This window comes from Sphingobacterium sp. WM, from assembly GCF_029542465.1.
GTDB classification, from domain to species: domain Bacteria; phylum Bacteroidota; class Bacteroidia; order Sphingobacteriales; family Sphingobacteriaceae; genus Sphingobacterium; species Sphingobacterium cellulitidis.
Map to the genome: position 1 here is coordinate 1,435,341 of NZ_CP120709.1, position 17,146 is coordinate 1,452,486.

Here is a 17,146-nt window from a genome sequence, read left to right on the forward strand (position 1 = left end):
CATGCAGAATGAAAAATGCTGGAAAACAGGAGAATAAGAAAGGATATTAGATAAGTCTTCACGATGTCATCATTAATAAGCTTACGGTTGGTTATCAGGATTATATCTAAAAATAGCAATTATTAGTAAAAAGTTGTAAAAATTAACCATTGTTAGGTTTTAAAGAAAAATAGGCTTTTTTTTAATACATGAATTGAAAACGCTCTGATTTCCATCTGTTAATTAAAATTCAAGAACCTTATAAACCATTTTAATTGAAAAAAAATAACCTCAGGTAAGTAGCTTATTTGAGATGTTGATATAACCAAAAATTTCTATAACCAAATTAATAAACCCAATAAACATGCGGAAAAGTATTATTATCCTTTTCATTTTACTGATTTCTGTATCAGCATTTGCTCAAGACAGAAATATAAAAGGAAGGGTCACAAACGATGCCGGTGAATCGTTAGCGAATGTAACGGTTACTGTGCAAGGAACCAGCACTGCTGTCATGACAGATGATAATGGGAATTTTGAAATTCCTGTTCAATCAGGTCAGGCATTACAATTTGCCATCATAGGCTATAGCAGCCAAACTGTGCAAATTAATAGTCAGACTACATTGGATATTGTTCTTAAACCTGAGGATGAACAAGTAGATGAGGTTGTTGTAATTGGATATCAGACCGTCAAGAAGTCTGATTTGACTGGTGCAGTCTCGGTTTTTAAACCGAGTGAGATGAAAAATACAACGGTTACAGGAACTGTGGGTGATGCCTTAGGAACCTTACCTGGCCTAAATGTTAGAACTGCTGGAAACCCGGGTTCAGAAGGTAAAGTCGAGATTAGAGGAACTGGAACTTTTGGCTCAAGCAATCCTCTATATGTTGTTGATGGAATAGTTGCTGGGGCAAATCGGGATTTCAACTTTAATGATATTGAAAGTATTCAGGTTCTAAAAGACGCGTCGGCAGCTGCGATTTACGGTTCTAGAGCAGGAAATGGGGTGATTATTATTACCACTAAACAAGGTCGTGAAGGCAAGATGAAAATTGATGTCTCTTCCAGAGGAACGGCCCAATGGTTGCCACGCTATAATTTGGCGGATCGAGATTTGTGGATAAGCATGAATGATCTAGCCTTTAGTAATGCCAACAGAACGCCTGCCAATCACTTTGATGCCAATACCGACTGGCAAGAAGAGGTATTCAAGACCGGCTGGCTACAGGACCAAAATATCTCCTTTTCAGGTGGAGGAAAGGAAAGCCGGTACTTTTTTTCTGGGAATTATCAAGCAAATAGTGGCACAACGATAGGGGCTTCCAGTAAGCGTTTTACCCTTAGGTCCAATATGTCAACCTCAAGAAACTTTGGGGAGAATATAAAATTTAGTCTTGGCGAAAACATAGTATTGAGTAATTTCCAAGTCGATGAACTCAATACTAACCCCATTATTGATGTTTATAGAATGTTGCCGACCATTCCAATTTATGATCCAAACAATGCGGCAAAAGGAGGCTACGGTTTTGGTGAAGGCAGTAGGGATGTGACCTTCGGAACCAATCCATTTGCAATTGAAGATTTTTTGGTAACTGAAAATGGAAATCTACGGACCCGAGGTAATGTGTTTACTGAGTTAGAATTCTTTAAATCGTTGAAATACAGGTTGAATTTTGGTTTTGATTTGAGCAATGATAAGCATATGGCATTACGAAAAGAAGGATTTTGGACTTATAATCAACCATACGATCCATCATCCTTGAATAAAAACCAAGCCCAATACCAAGGTTATGTTTATGATAACACCTTGGAATACGCCAAGATATTCGGAAAGCATGATATTTCTGCTGTTGCAGGGATCAGTTATCAAACCTCGAATTATGAGCAGATTTGGGGGACAAAAAACGACCTATTAATGAATGGTGCTGATTATTTTACTAATCTTGATGCAGCCTTGAGTAATCCCAAGACAGGGAATTATCAGGATTTAGAAAAGCTATTTTCAGTTTTTGGTCGGGTTAATTATACCTATGATGAGCGTTATTTATTGAGTTTAACCATGCGTCGAGATCAGTCTTCAAAATTCAATCCTGATTTAAGTGTTGGCTATTTCCCATCTGTTGCGGCCGGCTGGAGAGTCAGTAAAGAGCAATTCTTTAATGTGCCTTGGATCAATGAGTTAAAACTACGGGCGAATTACGGTGTATTAGGCACCTCTAATATTAATGTATGGGATTGGGTTTCATTTATTACAGTGTTTCCGCAAGCGGTATTTGGAACAGATCAGGTTGTAAATACAGGTATGACTCAGATTAAGTTGGCAAATGAGGATTTGAAATGGGAAAAAGTTGCTCAGTTAAATGCGGGTTTTGATGCAGTCTTAGCGGATAATAGGCTAAGTCTTTCCTTGGATTATTTTGAAAAAAATACACAGGATGTCCTGACTCCCATGCCTATTTTATTGACCACTGGTAATAATGGTGGTAATCCAGTAGTTAATTCGGCATCCTTAAAGAATACTGGTTTGGAGTTGACCACAGAATGGAGGGATAAAGTTGGTGATTTTGAATATCAAATCGGATTCAATGCATCATATATCAAGAACAAGATTGTAGAATTAGGTTATGATCGAAAAGAATTTACACAATGGAATACTAAATCTCGAGTTGGTGAGAGTATCGGAAATTGGTATTTGATAAAAACTGACGGTCTATTCCAGAGCGCGGAAGAAGTACAAAATCATAAAAATAGTGCGGGTCAACTTATTCAACCAAATGCTAAACCTGGGGATGTTCGATTTATTGATTTTAACGATGATGGACAAATTACAGAGGCTGACCGACAGTATATGGGAAGCAGCATGCCTCGGTATCAGGTTGGTGCAAATTTAGGATTTGAATACAAGGGTTTTGACCTGCAGTTTCAGTTGACCGGAGCATTTGGCTTTAAATCATTTAATGGTCCACGTAGTGGTTATGATCGATTTGACGATAATTCCAATTATCGTGCAGATTATGATCCATGGACTGCTGAGAATCCAAATGCTAAGGATCCACGACCAATCTATGCAGATTCAAGAAATGTTCGTCCAGATCAAGATCGTTGGTTGGAAAATGGTAATTACCTGAGAATTCGTCAAATGGCACTAGGGTATAATTTTCCTGCATCAATTTTAGGTAATACATTTAGTCAAGTTAGGCTTTATGTGAATGCGCAGAACCTGGTCACATTTACTAAATACAGAGGCTTGGATCCGGAGTTTTTGAATCGGAGTATCTGGGAGCGTAGTTATGATGGGGGATCATTTCCAAACCCTAGAGGATTTAGTTTTGGAGCACAAATCACCTTTTAACCTTAAGAAAGAACAATGAAAAAGTTAATCAATATATTGTTTGCGGCTTGCTTGATGACAAGCTGTAGTGTGGAAGTAAATAACCCAAATACCATCTCGACAAAGACCTTTTGGAAAAGTGAAAAAGATGCCCAATTTGGTATCAATGCGGCATACAACATGTTTTACAAACCAGGTACTTTTAGTCGTTGGTTGTGGTTTCGGTTGGATTTGACTTCTGATGAAGGCTTTAGCCAAAGTCCATGGGCAGAATTAAAGGAATGGACTCAATTTAGATACAATAACTATAATTTCTGGGAAGGAAATGCATGGACTTATCGGGATTTTTATGAAGCCATCTTCCGTTCAAATCAAGTGCTGCATTTTGTTCCGGAGATCGAATTTGCTGATGCTAAACAAAAGGAATACATATTAGGTCAAGCCTATTTTTTAAGAGGTCTCTATTATTACTATTTAACCGTGTTGTGGGGCAGTGAAAGCAAGAGCCTTCCGATTGTATTGGAGCCATCTACTCCTGGGATGCAACCGGAAGGGCATACTGAGAAAGAAGTTTTTGCACAGGCAATTGCCGACTTGAAGAAAGCTTCTGAACTTTTGCCTGAGGAATGGGATAATCCAAATAAAGGCCGAGCAACCAAGGGTGCAGCACTAGCATTCAAAGCAAAATGTCATATGCAAATGCATCAATTTGCGGAGGCTAAAGCTGATTTGGATTGGTTGGTTACAGGGGTAGGAAAGAAGTACTACGATCTAACGGCAAATTATTTTGATAATTTCACCAAAGACCGGGAGAACAATCCAGAATCGGTTTTTGAAATCCAGTACTCCGATGCTAATCCTGCACCAGCGGGAGATGGCGATTTCAGTGTAGATCCAAACTTAGGATTGAACCGGGGACAGTTTTTTGCGCCTCCAGGCATAGGCTGGACCGATGGGGAGTTAAGGCCATGGATTATCGATGAATTCAAAAAGGAAAAAAATGTAACCAATACTTTTGATATCAGATTACGCTATACAGCATTTTACAGCAGTATGCATTTGGATTTTCCCAATAATGATAAGATTTATGGTTTGGTTAGTAATGAAGCTCAATGGAATAAGGATAATTATAAAGGGCGTGTGTTTTTCAGGAAATATAGTTCTGATTATTACCGCACCTATGATGATTATTATAATCCTACGAATGTTCGCTTGATCCGATATGCAGATGTTTTATTGATGTATGCAGAATGTATTGCTGAAACAAATGGTTCCCTTTCGGATGCTGTTGCTATGGTCGATCGAGTTAGAAATCGAGTAAATATGCCTAAATTATCCGTAAATCATGCTTCTGCGAGCAGCGGTAAAGCGGCTTTTCTGAAGAGGTTGCAGATGGAGCGATTCCTAGAATTGGCGACTGAAGGCTATCGTTGGGCTGATTTGAAACGTTGGGGGCTTTTAGACAGCCAAGAAGGTTTGAATGAGCTGAAAGGGAGAGATCCTGACTTTGAAAATTTTGTAATCAAGAAACACCGCAGTTTACCAATTCCTTCGGATGAGGTAAATAATAATCCAAATGTGACTCAAAACCCTGGTTATTAATAGATAATCAGGAGGATTGTCACAGACTTAAATTAAACGATATGAAAAAACTAAGCTATTTTCTCTTTCTGATGCTGCTATCATTAATAGGTTGCGCAAAAACAGAAAAATCCGATTTTGAATTTAAAAATCCCGTTCCATTGGGTGATCCTTTTATCATGTTGCATGAAGGGAAGTACTATGCCTATGGCACCAAAGCGCAGAATGGAATTGAGGTATATACGTCTGACGATCTGAAGGAATGGACCAAGGAAAGTTCATTGGCCCTTAAATCGGAGGATTCTTGGGGTGGTCGTTGGTTTTGGGCTCCAGAAGTCTATTATATTAAGGAAAAGAATAAATTCTTTATGTACTACTCTGCCAATGAGCATATCTGTGTGGCCACATCTGACTCGCCTTTAGGACCATTTGTGCAGGAGAAAAAAGAACCTATGCTACCCGATGAGAAAGCCATTGACAATTCATTATTTATCGATAGTGATGGCAAGCCCTATTTATACTTCGATCGTTTTAACGATGGACTTAATATTTGGGTAGCTGGGTTACAGGATGATTTACAGACTATTGATCTTGCCAGTATGAAGCCATGTATTCATGTTTCGCAAGATTGGGAAACGGTTTGGCCCAGGGTGAATGAAGGTGCTTTTGTAGTTAAGCATAAGGATTTGTATTACCTGACTTATTCAGGGAACAGTTATGAAAGTCAATCGTACGGAGTAGGATTTGCAACTTCTAAATCGGTCAATGGACCATGGACCAAATATGATAAGAATCCTATTCTACAAATGCCGGAAGATCTGGTGGGGGTAGGGCATAGTGCGATGTTTAAGGATAAGGATGGTAAATTGAGAATTGTTTTTCATGCTCATCATTCCAAGGATAGTATCCATCCAAGAGCGATGTATATTGCCGAAGTAACCTTTACTAATGATGCCATGCCTGTTATGAAAATAACAGGGGAAATTATTCGTCCGAAATTGAAATAAATAATTCTTTAAGAAGATAAATCAACAAATACGCACAAACGATATGAAAATAAAATTGAAACTGACTTTAATTGCTGTTGCGCTCTGCTTAGTTGGGAAGGGGCAGGAGATGAGTCAAGCTGTCATTATAAAAAATCCTGGAAATCCTGCCACGAAGTATAATTTAACTGTGAATGGGACGAGCCTTCAATCAACTGAATCCCTTCCGTTGGAGATTCAGCAAAAGATTGAAGAAAACGGGAAAAGTACAAAGATCCAAGTCACCCTAACTGCAAAGGAGCGGGTTTATTTTAATTTTGAGAAGACATTTAAAATCAATGATTTTAAACATCAAGAGAGCGAATTTATCATGCCGGGATTTTGGTATCACAAGAATTTACGCTCTCCCAAGGAGGCTCCATCCTTTGCTACGAGTGATAGTTGGCAGGTTCGTGAAGACCGTTTGAGTACGGCGATGACAGGGATATTCAATAAAGAGCAAGGTGCTTATTATTCTGTTTTACGTTTGGATGAAGCCAAGGTAGATGCTATTGCTCAACATCAATCCGGAGAAGTGATCTTGAGTTCGAAAACAGATTTGGGGTTTACAGGTTTCAAGAATGAAAATGGATCTTCAGCCTTGGTTTTTGGCTTTCCATATCATGAAGCGCCGAAATCCTATATCCGGAAATTGACCTTGGTCCCAGAAATTATAGCTTTTGAAAAATTAGAGCCAGGAGAAACTCGGAGCTTAACATGGGAAATAAATCATGGAAACGCTTCAGATTATTCAGATTTCGTTTCCAAGATTTGGACTTATGCATATGATAGCAAAGCTCCAAAACCATTGCAACCTAAGTATAGCAATGAGGAAGCAAAGAAGATTCTGACTAATTTTTTCAAGGAAAGTTTCGTTGATAAGTATGATTTAAAATATTATTCAGGCGTTCATTTGCGGACAGATGATTGCGTAAGTACGGGTTCCGCTGAAATAGGATTTGTGGGGCGTGTATTATTGAATGCCTACAATTCCCTTGAGTTTGCTGAACAGCATCAAGATCAGAAACTTATGGCAGATGCGAATGCCATATTTGAAAGTTATTTGAAGAATGGATTTACCAAGAATGGTTTTTTCAAGGAGTTTGTTGATTTTGAGAGGAATCGAGAAGATGATGTGTTCAGCATCCGCAGACAATCAGAAGGAGTATTTGCGATATTAAATTATTTAAAGTACGAGAAATCCAAAGGAAGGAAGCATCCGGAATGGGAAAAGAGGATGGAGAAGATTTTGGCGAACTTCTCGAAGCTGCAACTTGCTGATGGTAGTTTTCCTAGGAAATTTGATGATAATCTTCAAGTTAAGGATGAAAGTGGTGGTAGTACTCCATCGGCTACATTGCCATTAACCATGGCTTATAAATATTTTGGAAAGAAATCCTATTTGGAAGAAGCGAAGCGTTCTGCTGATTATCTTGAAAAGGAAATCATCAATAAATCAGATTATTTTTCATCAACGTTAGATGCGAATTGTGAAGATAAAGAGGCTTCTTTGTATGCATCTACAGCCATGTATTACATGGCGATGGCAACCAAAGGGAAGGAGCATCAACATTACGTTGATCAGAGTATGAAGGCGGCTTATTTTTGTTTGACTTGGTATTATACATGGGATGTTCCATTTGCGCAAGGTCAGATGTTAGGCGATGTTGGATTTCAATCCAGGGGTTGGGGAAATGTTTCCGTGGAGAATAATCATGTTGATGTCTTTATTTTCGAGTTCGCAACAGTTTTGGATTGGTTAGCGAAAGAAAGAAAGCAAAGCCGTTTTTCAGATTTTTCAAAGGTGATCAAAACTTCCATGTTGCAATTAATGCCAATTCAAGGCCAACTGTATAATATTGCAAAAGTAGGCTATTATCCAGAGGTTGTTCAGCATACAAACTGGGATTATGGAAAGAATGGAAAGGGATTCTACAATGATATTTTCGCACCGGGATGGACCGTAGCTTCTTTATGGCAAATGCTGTCGCCAAATCGAGTGGAAGAATTTTTTAAGTAAAATTAATTTGTTAATTAGTTAAAGGTCAGTATAATAATACTGACCTTTTTTATTAAATTTAATATAAAATAAGCCCAATTATTATGCGATTTCTGTTGATTTTTCTAGCGTTTCTGTATTTCTTGCCTTCGTATGGACAAAAGATAGAACATAACAGGTTAAAAAATAACATTACTATTTTCTTATTGGATTCTGTTTTGGTACCTAGAGATTCCGTAGAATATCTAATCAAAAAAGATGAGGTCAGTGAATTTAGTATATTAAGATCAACGGATCCCATTCTTCAGCAATTAGGTATAAAAACTCAGGATGATGCCATTTTTATTATTAGTAAATCTGCTAATAGAAAAAAATATCAAAACTATTTAGGGGCCAAATCAGCAAAGTTCCGAAAATTAATAATGGAGGATAACCTAAATGCTAATGTTCAGTTTATTATCAACAACCAGGTAGTTAAACAAGATGTCGAAAAAGCATTGTCCAAAATAAATGATGAAAATTTTATTTTGCTGAAGGTGTTGAATAAAGATAAATTAAAAAAAGAATTTCAAGTTGAAGACAAGGATTTTGGAGTTAGTATTAGAACTAAATAAGAGTACTAATAAACTAAAGACTTGCAATTTTTTTCATCATAATAAATATCCTTTTATTGTTAAAAAAATCATCAATTTGTAATTCTTTGTTTGTTAATTTTGCTAGATGTTGTTTTAAATGATTGGCGTCATTTTTATCACCCTGAATTATCTGAGGTTCATTTAATTGATGTGTACATAGGTAAGAAATAATTATCAAATTGTCTTTTGTTTTAGGCAAGGTTGGACTCATATATATAGGTTCGCCATTTGAAGAGTGAGTGATAATTTGGTAATTACGATGAAATAGATTTAACTCTTTCCAGTCCAAGAGTTTTTCGGGTTGAGGGAGTTGGACTTCAAAATAAAAGGGAACAGGCCTGCCCATTACAATTCCAGGTTGAAATTTTCTAAATTTAGTTGTATCGATCAACTCGCTCAGGTTATTATCTTTTTGGAATTTAAAGTTGCCATTTTTATTAACCACAAAGGTAATTGGTTTGTCCCAATCATATTTGTTAAGGTTCTGGTAATCAATTTTATTTGAGATTTCAGTGAATAATATCTCTCGAAAGGCATTTTTTCCGCCTGGATATTGTACTGGAACAGTTTCGGCTAAATTATAATAAGACACGTTTGAAATTGTAATTGAACTATCCTCCTTTAATTCACTATTGTGCCGCTTTTCAATTCTTTTTTTTAAGGAATCTTTTTTGGTATATTCTTTTGCATTAGCATGGATGCATAAGAAACTTAGGATAATTATGGTTATTGTTTTCATATTTATAGGATGCTTAGATGAAAGGAAATGCATATAATATTTTTAATAATATTCAAAAATCCTTATCTTCTGTTCCATACTTAAACTTTATATATACTTTTTCCAACCGATCTATTATGAATTTCAAGAGGGTCTTATTAGGCATGTTGTCTATTTTTTTATGTTTTGCTGTTAATGCGCAGAAAAAATCTAATATTATCATTTTTATGGTAGATGATATGGGTTGGCAAGATACTTCCTATCCCTTTGGACCTAATACTACAGCATTCAATACAAGATATCATACTCCTAATATGGAGCGATTGGCAAAATCTGGGGTGGCCTTTACAGATGCTTATAGTACACCTGTTTGTACACCTACGAGGGTTAGTTTAATTACAGGGATGAACGCCAGCAAACATCATGTCACCAATTGGACAGCACCGATGAAAGATAATCCAACTGGAAATAAGGATGAGGAGATGGAAGAACCGGACTGGAATTTTAATGGGATGAGTCCCATTGCCGGGGTGGAGCATACTATTTATGCAACTCCATTGGCACAAATCTTAAAGGATCATGGTTATTTTACCATTCATGCAGGGAAAGCACATTGGGGTTCTGCAGGTACAGCAGGTTCGAATCCATATTCCCTTGGATTTACTGTGAATATCGCTGGGACCTCAACGGGTCGACCAGCAAGTTATTGGGGGGAACAGAATTTTGGTCGGACCAGTACAGATTATCATGGAATTGAGAATTTGCAAGAATATTTTGGTCAAGAAATAAATTTGACGGAAGCCCTTACCCAAGAGGCATTAAAGAGTTTGGAATTTCCGATTCAGCATAAGCTTCCTTTCTTCCTCCATTTAAGCCATTATGCCTTACATGACCCTTTAATGGAAGATCGTCGATATTTTCAAAAGTATCTGGATCAGGGGCTCAGTCGAAACGAGGCAAAATATGCATCCATGATCGAAAGCATGGATAAGAGTTTAGGAGAAATTTTGGATTTTCTGGAGAGCAAAAATATCCAAGATAATACCTATATCATTTTCATCAGTGATAATGGTGGGTTAAGTACAATTCCCCCGAGGGACGGGGTTGCCCATACACATAATAAGCCATTACGCTCTGGAAAGGGTTCTATTTATGAAGGTGGGATTCGAGTTCCTTTGATGATAAAGGGAATTAAGAATAATGTGAAAAATAAGCGAAATGATGTGCCCGTAATCGTGGAGGATATTTTTCCTACCGTTCTAGATATGGCACAGATAAAGAAGGTAAAAACTGTTCAAGAAATAGATGGGATTAGTCAATTGAGTGCATTGAAAAACTTAGGGACAGTAAGGCAAGAACGTCCATTGGTATTCCATATTCCTAATAAGTGGACTAAGAGTGATGGCGATGGTTTTAACTATCGATCTGCAATCCGAAAAGGAAAATATAAGCTTGTTTGGTCATTAAGAAATGATTCTTTTGAGTTATTTGATTTAGAAGAGGATTTAGGAGAACAAAATAATATTATAGAAAAAGAAGGTATGCAAGAAATCGCTGAAAGTTTGAAATCAGAACTGCAGACCATCCTGAAAAATAATAAAGCACCGATGCCAAAAAGAAAAGGCAATTAAAATCACTCTAGATATTGCTGTTTTTCTTGTCAGGATAAGAGATTACTTGCTGGTCTCGAATTTAATAGGATTAGCAGTCTTTATTTTCTTGCCTTTGGAAAATTTTTGGGCACAATCTTCAGCTTCTGCAATAATGCTGTTGATATAATTTATTTTTAACTCCATTTCCTCTTGTGCAAGGGTAAAACCAAGCTTGGTCATATTGACAGATAAACCAACCAGAAGGGCATTGATGCGGTATGCTAAGGTTTGGAAGTGGGCAATGTCCGCCTTAAAGTATTTGCCTTTGAGTGGTTCTTTGGCAAGTTGATCCAAGGAATCATAGGATTGAGCTAGAGAGGCCTGTGTAGACTTTCTAAGTAACCTTAAATCATAATAATTCAAACTTCCTGAATAATAACTTTCCTGAATTTTCTTGAGGTAGGATGTAAAGTGTTGCATTAAGGCATTTGTACTCTGTTCCACTGTTCTATAGTGATTGATTGGAATGGCAAGACAGCCTAAAACCGCAAAAATGGATCCTAGTAAAGTGAATGCGAACCTGCTGCCCAATAAATCCTGAATACTGCCTTCATGCACATGTTGCCCCAGTAATATTGTGATGGTAATAAAGATTACACAGACCAAGTAATTGGGCTTGTTGAAGAGTAGGAACAAGTATAAACATAGTGCAGCTATACCAATTAATAAGAACGTATTGGAAATGAATACTAAGAGGATCAAGCTGATTGCTATGCCAATAACAGAACCAATGATACGTTCGTAGTTTCTTTTTTGGGTCGTGGTATAACTAGGCCGAGCAACGAGGATAATGGTCAGTAAAATCCAAGATGCATATCTAAACTCAGGAAGAAGAAATCCAATCAATCCAGCTGCCATAAGAAGAATGGCCATTCGAACGGCATAAGAGAATATTGAAGACTTAAAGGTCAGGTTCTTGATAATGGTATTGAAGCTACTCTTCGGAGCAACAAAAGCTTCAAAATTCTTGGATTCGACCAGAGTGTTATCTTGATAGAGTTCCTTTGCTTCAATTTTTTGGAGAATGTCTGCTACATGTCTCAGTTGGGTGCTAATAGAACAAATTAAAGCCCATTTTTCTGGCGAGGCATCAGCCTCATCAGTCTCTAATTGCAGCAATAATTCTTCTAATTTATATCTTTTGGTTTTTGATTTTCTAAGGTTGCTGGCAAGCGTTAATCTTTTAGTTTCCTTTGAAAGCAGTAATAGAGCCTGGCGAATTAATTTCAGCGTCTGCCCACCTTTCAGGGTTTCCCGGATATGCTCATAGTCATTATCAATCGCCATCAATAATTCATACAGATCGACTAGTTGGTAGAGTTTCGCTAGCCAAATTTTGCTTTCTTGATCCTTTTCAGAATGAAGTTTTTTATCTCGTAATAGAATGGACCTGATGGCTTCCAATTGATCACTCAATTTACTATGGAGAGCACTTAAATCTTTATATGTTTTAGGAAGAGCAGCATTTTCATCATAACAGTCCACTTTTAGACGGATAAGTTTTGCCATTGAATTCAAGCCAGCATCTAAAGCATAATGAAGTGAGCGATGAGGGTGAAGGTAGACTTGGATTATGCAAACAATAAAGAAGAATAAGGCTCCTGCGGTGAGGGATAAGCTAAAGATAATTGGGTCCGTAGGTTTGAGGCCGATTGTGAAACTGGCCACAATTAATCCTAAATTTCCAACTACATTTATTCGAAATCCGAGTAAAGCAATGATGGTATATATAAACCCAAAAATTCCCAACAGAGGAATGATAATCCAGGAATGATGAAAAATTGTAAAAGAGACGGAAAGCGCTGTAATTAAAAATATAGGTATACAATACGCTGCGGTACTAAGTTTGTCAGTTTTATTACCTGGAACATCTGTTAAAGCAGCTAGAAGTGCTCCGACAGCGAAGGCAATGGCTATGGCTCCATCAATGAAAAAGAAGATAAAGAAACTCGGAACTAATATTACCAAAATGTTTCGAAGGGCATCTAGACTTGACTCGGTCTTTAAAAATGATGCTATCCTCGAAAATACAGCTGCAACCAATATTTTATAATTGAATTAATTTATTACGGCGCAAAAATAATAATTTCAATTGAATAATGAAATTAGATACCGAGTAATTATTTTATTTCAATATATAATTTTGTGAAACACCTATTTTTGTGTTTTATATTTTGTAAAAAGCCCCGATTATTCGGGGCTTTTTGATTTCAATAGGTAAATTCGGGCCTATTTATACATACATGGTTTTTACACCTGTTTAAAAATAATCTGATTTCCTATGCGGGAATCATGCCATGCGGATCAATGACATATTTCCTTGCTGCACCTTTATCAAAATCGGAATAACCTTGTGGCGCGTCATTTAGCGTAATGATTTGCACATTTACGGCATCTGCGATTTTTATTTTATCATAAAGGATTGCATTCATTAAAGGGCGATGATATTTCATAACCGGACATTGACCTGTATAGAAACAGTGAGATTTTGCCCATCCTAATCCGAATCGGATTTTGAGATTTCCTTGTTTTGCGGCACCATCTGCAGCGCCTGGATCTTCAGTCACATAGAGACCAGGGATTCCAATTGCACCACCGGCTCTGGTCACTTCCATAGCTTGATTTAGGACCACAGCAGGTTGTTCTTCAGATGCTCCTGAATGTGAGTGTGCTCGAGCTTCAAAGCCCACACAGTCTACAAAACAGTCTACCTCTGGAACTCCAATAATATCTTCAATCAAGTCTGCCAGTTCTGCTCCTGAATTTAAGTTCACGGTTTCACAGCCGAAGCTACGAGCCTGAGCAAGTCTTTCTTCATTGAGGTCACCGACAATAACGACGGCGGCACCTAATAAATGACAACTTGCAGCACATGCTAATCCTACAGGTCCTGCTCCCGCAACATAGACAATAGAACCGGGTCCTACACCTGCAGAGACAGCACCATGGAATCCTGTTGGAAAAATATCCGAAAGCATGGTAAGATCGCGAATGTAGGCTAATGCTTGTTCATTATCGGGGAACTTTAATAAATTAAAATCCGCGTAAGGAACCATTACATATTCAGCTTGTCCGCCGACCCAGCCGCCCATATCAACATAGCCATAAGCAGCACCGGGACGTGAAGGGTTTACATTCAAGCAAATTCCTGTTTTACCTTCTTTGCAATTTCGACATCGTCCACATGCTATATTAAAAGGAACTGAGACAATATCACCCACGTTGATAAATTCCACATCCCGACCTTTTTCTATGACTTGTCCTGTGATTTCATGTCCCAGTACCAATCCCGCTGATGCCGTTGTCCGTCCTCTGACCATATGTTGATCTGATCCACAAATATTAGTGGATACTATTTTTAAAATTACGCCGTGTTCACATTTGCGATCCCCGAGCGCCAATTTTGGATAATCTATTTCTTGTACCTGAACCTCTCCGGGTCCCATATATACAACACCGTGATTTTGACACATAATAAATAGGTTTAATGTTTAAAAAATCTTAAACTGCTGACGCACCTGCAGCAGCTACTGCATGGTCATCTTCCACAGTGCTACCGCTGACACCAACAGCACCAATGACATTGCCACTAGCATCCTTGATCAGGACACCCCCAGGGAAACTGATTAGTCCATGATTGGAGTGTTCGATGTTATATAATGGTCCTCCAGGCTGAGAAAGTTTACCAATTTCACCAGTATCCATATTAAAATATCGTGCTGTACGCGCCTTTTTTTGTGAGATATCAATAGATCCCAACCAGGCATCATCCATTTTATTAAAAGCCACCAAATTGGTTCCTGAATCTACTACTGCAATATTCATTTTAACACCTAATTCTTGGGATTTTTTAATAGCTGCGTCCACAACTTTTCTTGCTTGTTCTAATGTGATGTTACTCATAGCTGATTGTTTTTTAAGTTTATATACTATAAAGTTATTGGATGTAGGGCAAGGAAGATGTAAGTATAGTTTCATTAAGTATTACGATAGTTTCAAAAAATTAATTTAACTTTAAAAGAGTGTGAACCTGCGGAATTTATGAGCTATACCATCGATTTATTGTCTATACAAACGCCTGAGCATCTTCGAAGTGGTCAGGAGCATCAAACTCGGTTCGATTGTGGGGAGTTTGAGGTCAATATATTCGAGACTTTTCAATCCTCCACGAAAGTTAAAATTACCTATCAGGGCTTGTCCATTTCCAGTATGATCAGAGGGTATAAAACGGTTTTTACGCAAGGGGGTGAGACCTTTAAATTTTTACCGGGAAGCTCATTGATTTTGCCTGAGGGAGAGACTATTTTTGCTGACTTTCCGGAGGCGGATTTAAAGAATCCGGTTCAATGTGCTACGATTTTGATTTCAAGTGAATCTCTGGAGGGGCAACTAAAATTTCTAAATGAAAATTATCCGGAGAATGAGAACTGGTCCTTAGATTTTTCAAATTTTCACTTTAATAATAACTCGGGTTTGGTTCGGGCTTTTAATGAGTTGCTTCAGGTTGCCACACAAGACGAACCTAATCTTCCCTTGAGTGATTTATTGCTGAAGTCCTTTTTGATCAGGATTATTGAGTCTCAAAAGGAGCATGCTCGGGAGGAAAATAGTTTACAATCCAACAGTCAATTGCATGTGATCAAGAATTTTATCAAGGAAAATCTGGGGCAGCCATTAAATTCGGAACTATTGATGAAGATTGGCAATTGCAGTAAAAGTACCTTACATCGGATGTTTGAAACCTATTGTGGGATTACACCTGGGGCCTATATTTTACAGGAGCGAATGCTTAATGCTCGAAATCTTTTATTACAGGCAGATTCCAATATTTCAGATGTTGCCTATAAGACTGGGTTTAGTTCCTTAAGTTATTTTGTAAAACAATTCAAGGCTTTTCACAATTGTACGCCAGGGGATTATATCAAGAAGTTTGGGCGTTAGGCTGGGGGAATAAAAAAGGAGCCCCAAAATAATTCGGAGCTCCCAGGGTATTAAGATGTAGTAATAGTCTTAATTGTTGGATTTGTTAATAATCACCCGATGAGGGATTGGAGCTTTAATTCCATTGCTGTCAAAAGCTTTTTTCACTAACTCTTGCACTTCAAAATAGACAGTCCAATAATTCTCTTGGGTAGTGTAGGGTCTGATTGCTAAGGTTGTCATTCCATCTGCTACTTCCATTACACTTACCTCAGGTTGTGGAGTTTCCAAAACTTTAGGATGTTGCTTCATAGCCCCAATAGCAACTTCTCTTGCAAAATCAATGTTCTGATCCAATCCTACTGCCAATTTCATATCTACCCTTAGGTTTCCGTGGGTATTAAAATTAACAATCACCCCAGTTGATAATGCTCCATTAGGGAGGATGATGGTTTTATTTTCGGGTGATAATAAGGTAGTATTGAAGATTCCGATTTCGGTCACCAGCCCCATGCTTTGTTGGGCTTCAATAATATCTCCAATTCTAAAAGGTTTAAAGATCATTAACATGACGCCACCTGCAAGATTTCCAAGGGAACCATTCAAGGCAGCCCCAATGGCTAAGCCTGCACCTGCTAATAAGGCTGCAAAACTTGTGATGTTGACACCCAGCATTCCGATAATGGCTAAGAACATCAGGATGGTCAGGGTTACTTTTACAATGGAGACCAGGAAATTCTGTAAGGAAGGGTCAAAATTTTTGCCTGCCAATACCTTTCTAAACAGGGCTCCAATTCGACCAATGATCCATTGTCCAATGAGATAAACGAGTAAAGCTCCCAGGATTTTCGGGGCATAACTTAAGGCCATGTCTTTGATTTTCATCATCCAAACACCTCCTTGGTCCAAGAGGTTGTTTGCGCCAGTTAGATCTGTGCTAATTTGTAGTAATTTCATAAGAATGTTTATTTGATATTATTCTATTATGAAATATCATGCCATATTAATTAAATTATGTCGATAAATTGTCACGATAATTTAAATTATAAGATAATAAATATGAATTTCCTTCATTTTGTTTTCGAAGATGTTAGGTAAATTAATAGTTTTTAGATAGATACGGTTGTAGAAATCAAAAAAAATAAATAAACTTTTCTTTATAAATAAAACTATAAAGATTTCATTCTCAATTGTGTTTTAGATTTATTGAGAATTAATATGGAATTGTGTATTAATTTTCATCTTAAATAGTAGACAATTGGAATGTGAAAATGAAGCGGTTAAATAATCTATTTAAGAATGA

At 37.5% G+C, this 17,146-nt stretch carries 12 protein-coding genes; 7 read left to right on the forward strand and 5 right to left on the reverse strand.

Features of this window, described 5'->3' with window-relative positions:
• Positions 1-343 precede the first annotated feature (343 nt).
• The 5 genes from PZ892_RS06115 (at position 344) to PZ892_RS06135 (ending at position 8,532) form a co-directional block, all read left to right on the forward strand.
• The gene (locus tag PZ892_RS06115) at positions 344-3,334 is read left to right on the forward strand and encodes a TonB-dependent receptor (RefSeq protein ID WP_277712465.1); all 2,991 of its coding nucleotides are present in this window, start codon (positions 344-346) and stop codon (positions 3,332-3,334) included.
• A 15-nt stretch (positions 3,335-3,349) separates the two neighbouring features.
• On the forward strand, positions 3,350-4,915 hold the full coding sequence (locus tag PZ892_RS06120; protein WP_277712466.1) for a RagB/SusD family nutrient uptake outer membrane protein: 1,566 nt from the start codon (positions 3,350-3,352) through the stop codon (positions 4,913-4,915).
• 41 nt (positions 4,916-4,956) lie between these two features.
• Positions 4,957-5,901 carry a glycoside hydrolase family 43 protein gene (locus tag PZ892_RS06125; protein WP_277712467.1) on the forward strand — a complete coding sequence of 315 codons (945 nt, stop codon included), beginning with the start codon at positions 4,957-4,959 and terminating at the stop codon, positions 5,899-5,901.
• Positions 5,902-5,944: 43 nt separating this feature from the next.
• Positions 5,945-7,939, forward strand: a complete 1,995-nt coding sequence (locus tag PZ892_RS06130) for a hypothetical protein (RefSeq protein WP_277712468.1) — start codon at positions 5,945-5,947, stop codon at positions 7,937-7,939.
• A gap of 83 nt (positions 7,940-8,022) precedes the next feature.
• A complete protein-coding gene (locus PZ892_RS06135; protein WP_277712469.1) occupies positions 8,023-8,532 on the forward strand; it encodes a hypothetical protein in 510 nt (169 codons plus the stop codon).
• A gap of 13 nt (positions 8,533-8,545) precedes the next feature.
• Here the strand turns inward: PZ892_RS06135 and PZ892_RS06140 are convergent, their stop codons facing one another.
• A complete protein-coding gene (locus PZ892_RS06140; protein WP_277712470.1) occupies positions 8,546-9,145 on the reverse strand; it encodes a hypothetical protein in 600 nt (199 codons plus the stop codon).
• 263 nt (positions 9,146-9,408) lie between these two features.
• On the opposite strand from PZ892_RS06140, the gene PZ892_RS06145 reads away from it, so the two are divergent.
• Positions 9,409-10,902, forward strand: a complete 1,494-nt coding sequence (locus PZ892_RS06145; protein ID WP_277712471.1) for a sulfatase — start codon at positions 9,409-9,411, stop codon at positions 10,900-10,902.
• A 42-nt stretch (positions 10,903-10,944) separates the two neighbouring features.
• On the opposite strand, the gene PZ892_RS06150 is transcribed toward PZ892_RS06145, so the two are convergent.
• The 3 genes from PZ892_RS06150 to PZ892_RS06160 form a co-directional block, all read right to left on the reverse strand.
• Positions 10,945-12,966, reverse strand: a complete 2,022-nt coding sequence (locus PZ892_RS06150; RefSeq protein ID WP_277712472.1) for an FUSC family membrane protein — start codon at positions 12,964-12,966, stop codon at positions 10,945-10,947.
• Between the two features lie 236 nt (positions 12,967-13,202).
• On the reverse strand, positions 13,203-14,396 hold the full coding sequence (gene fdhA / locus PZ892_RS06155; protein ID WP_094256915.1) for a formaldehyde dehydrogenase, glutathione-independent: 1,194 nt from the start codon (positions 14,394-14,396) through the stop codon (positions 13,203-13,205).
• 28 nt (positions 14,397-14,424) lie between these two features.
• Positions 14,425-14,826, reverse strand: a complete 402-nt coding sequence (locus tag PZ892_RS06160) for a heme-binding protein (protein WP_094256916.1) — start codon at positions 14,824-14,826, stop codon at positions 14,425-14,427.
• 138 nt (positions 14,827-14,964) lie between these two features.
• On the opposite strand from PZ892_RS06160, the gene PZ892_RS06165 reads away from it, so the two are divergent.
• Positions 14,965-15,864 (forward strand): helix-turn-helix domain-containing protein, encoded by a 900-nt coding sequence (locus tag PZ892_RS06165; protein ID WP_182498904.1) that lies wholly within the window; start codon positions 14,965-14,967, stop codon positions 15,862-15,864.
• A gap of 69 nt (positions 15,865-15,933) precedes the next feature.
• Here the strand turns inward: PZ892_RS06165 and PZ892_RS06170 are convergent, their stop codons facing one another.
• Positions 15,934-16,800: a mechanosensitive ion channel family protein gene (locus tag PZ892_RS06170; RefSeq protein WP_094280523.1), complete on the reverse strand. Its 867-nt coding sequence runs from the start codon at positions 16,798-16,800 to the stop codon at positions 15,934-15,936.
• Positions 16,801-17,146 lie beyond the last annotated feature (346 nt).

Bases quoted from the DNA above. Each gene is read 5' to 3' on its own strand.
- PZ892_RS06115 (WP_277712465.1), top strand. From the start codon at position 344: ATGCGGAAAAGTATTATTATCCTTTTCATTTTACTGATTTCTGTATCA.
- PZ892_RS06120 (WP_277712466.1), top strand. From the start codon at position 3,350: ATGAAAAAGTTAATCAATATATTGTTTGCGGCTTGCTTGATGACAAGC.
- PZ892_RS06125 (WP_277712467.1), top strand. From the start codon at position 4,957: ATGAAAAAACTAAGCTATTTTCTCTTTCTGATGCTGCTATCATTAATA.
- PZ892_RS06130 (WP_277712468.1), top strand. From the start codon at position 5,945: ATGAAAATAAAATTGAAACTGACTTTAATTGCTGTTGCGCTCTGCTTA.
- PZ892_RS06135 (WP_277712469.1), top strand. From the start codon at position 8,023: ATGCGATTTCTGTTGATTTTTCTAGCGTTTCTGTATTTCTTGCCTTCG.
- PZ892_RS06145 (WP_277712471.1), top strand. From the start codon at position 9,409: ATGAATTTCAAGAGGGTCTTATTAGGCATGTTGTCTATTTTTTTATGT.
- fdhA (WP_094256915.1), bottom strand. From the start codon at position 14,396: ATGTGTCAAAATCACGGTGTTGTATATATGGGACCCGGAGAGGTTCAG.
- PZ892_RS06160 (WP_094256916.1), bottom strand. From the start codon at position 14,826: ATGAGTAACATCACATTAGAACAAGCAAGAAAAGTTGTGGACGCAGCT.
- PZ892_RS06165 (WP_182498904.1), top strand. From the start codon at position 14,965: ATGAGCTATACCATCGATTTATTGTCTATACAAACGCCTGAGCATCTT.
- PZ892_RS06170 (WP_094280523.1), bottom strand. From the start codon at position 16,800: ATGAAATTACTACAAATTAGCACAGATCTAACTGGCGCAAACAACCTC.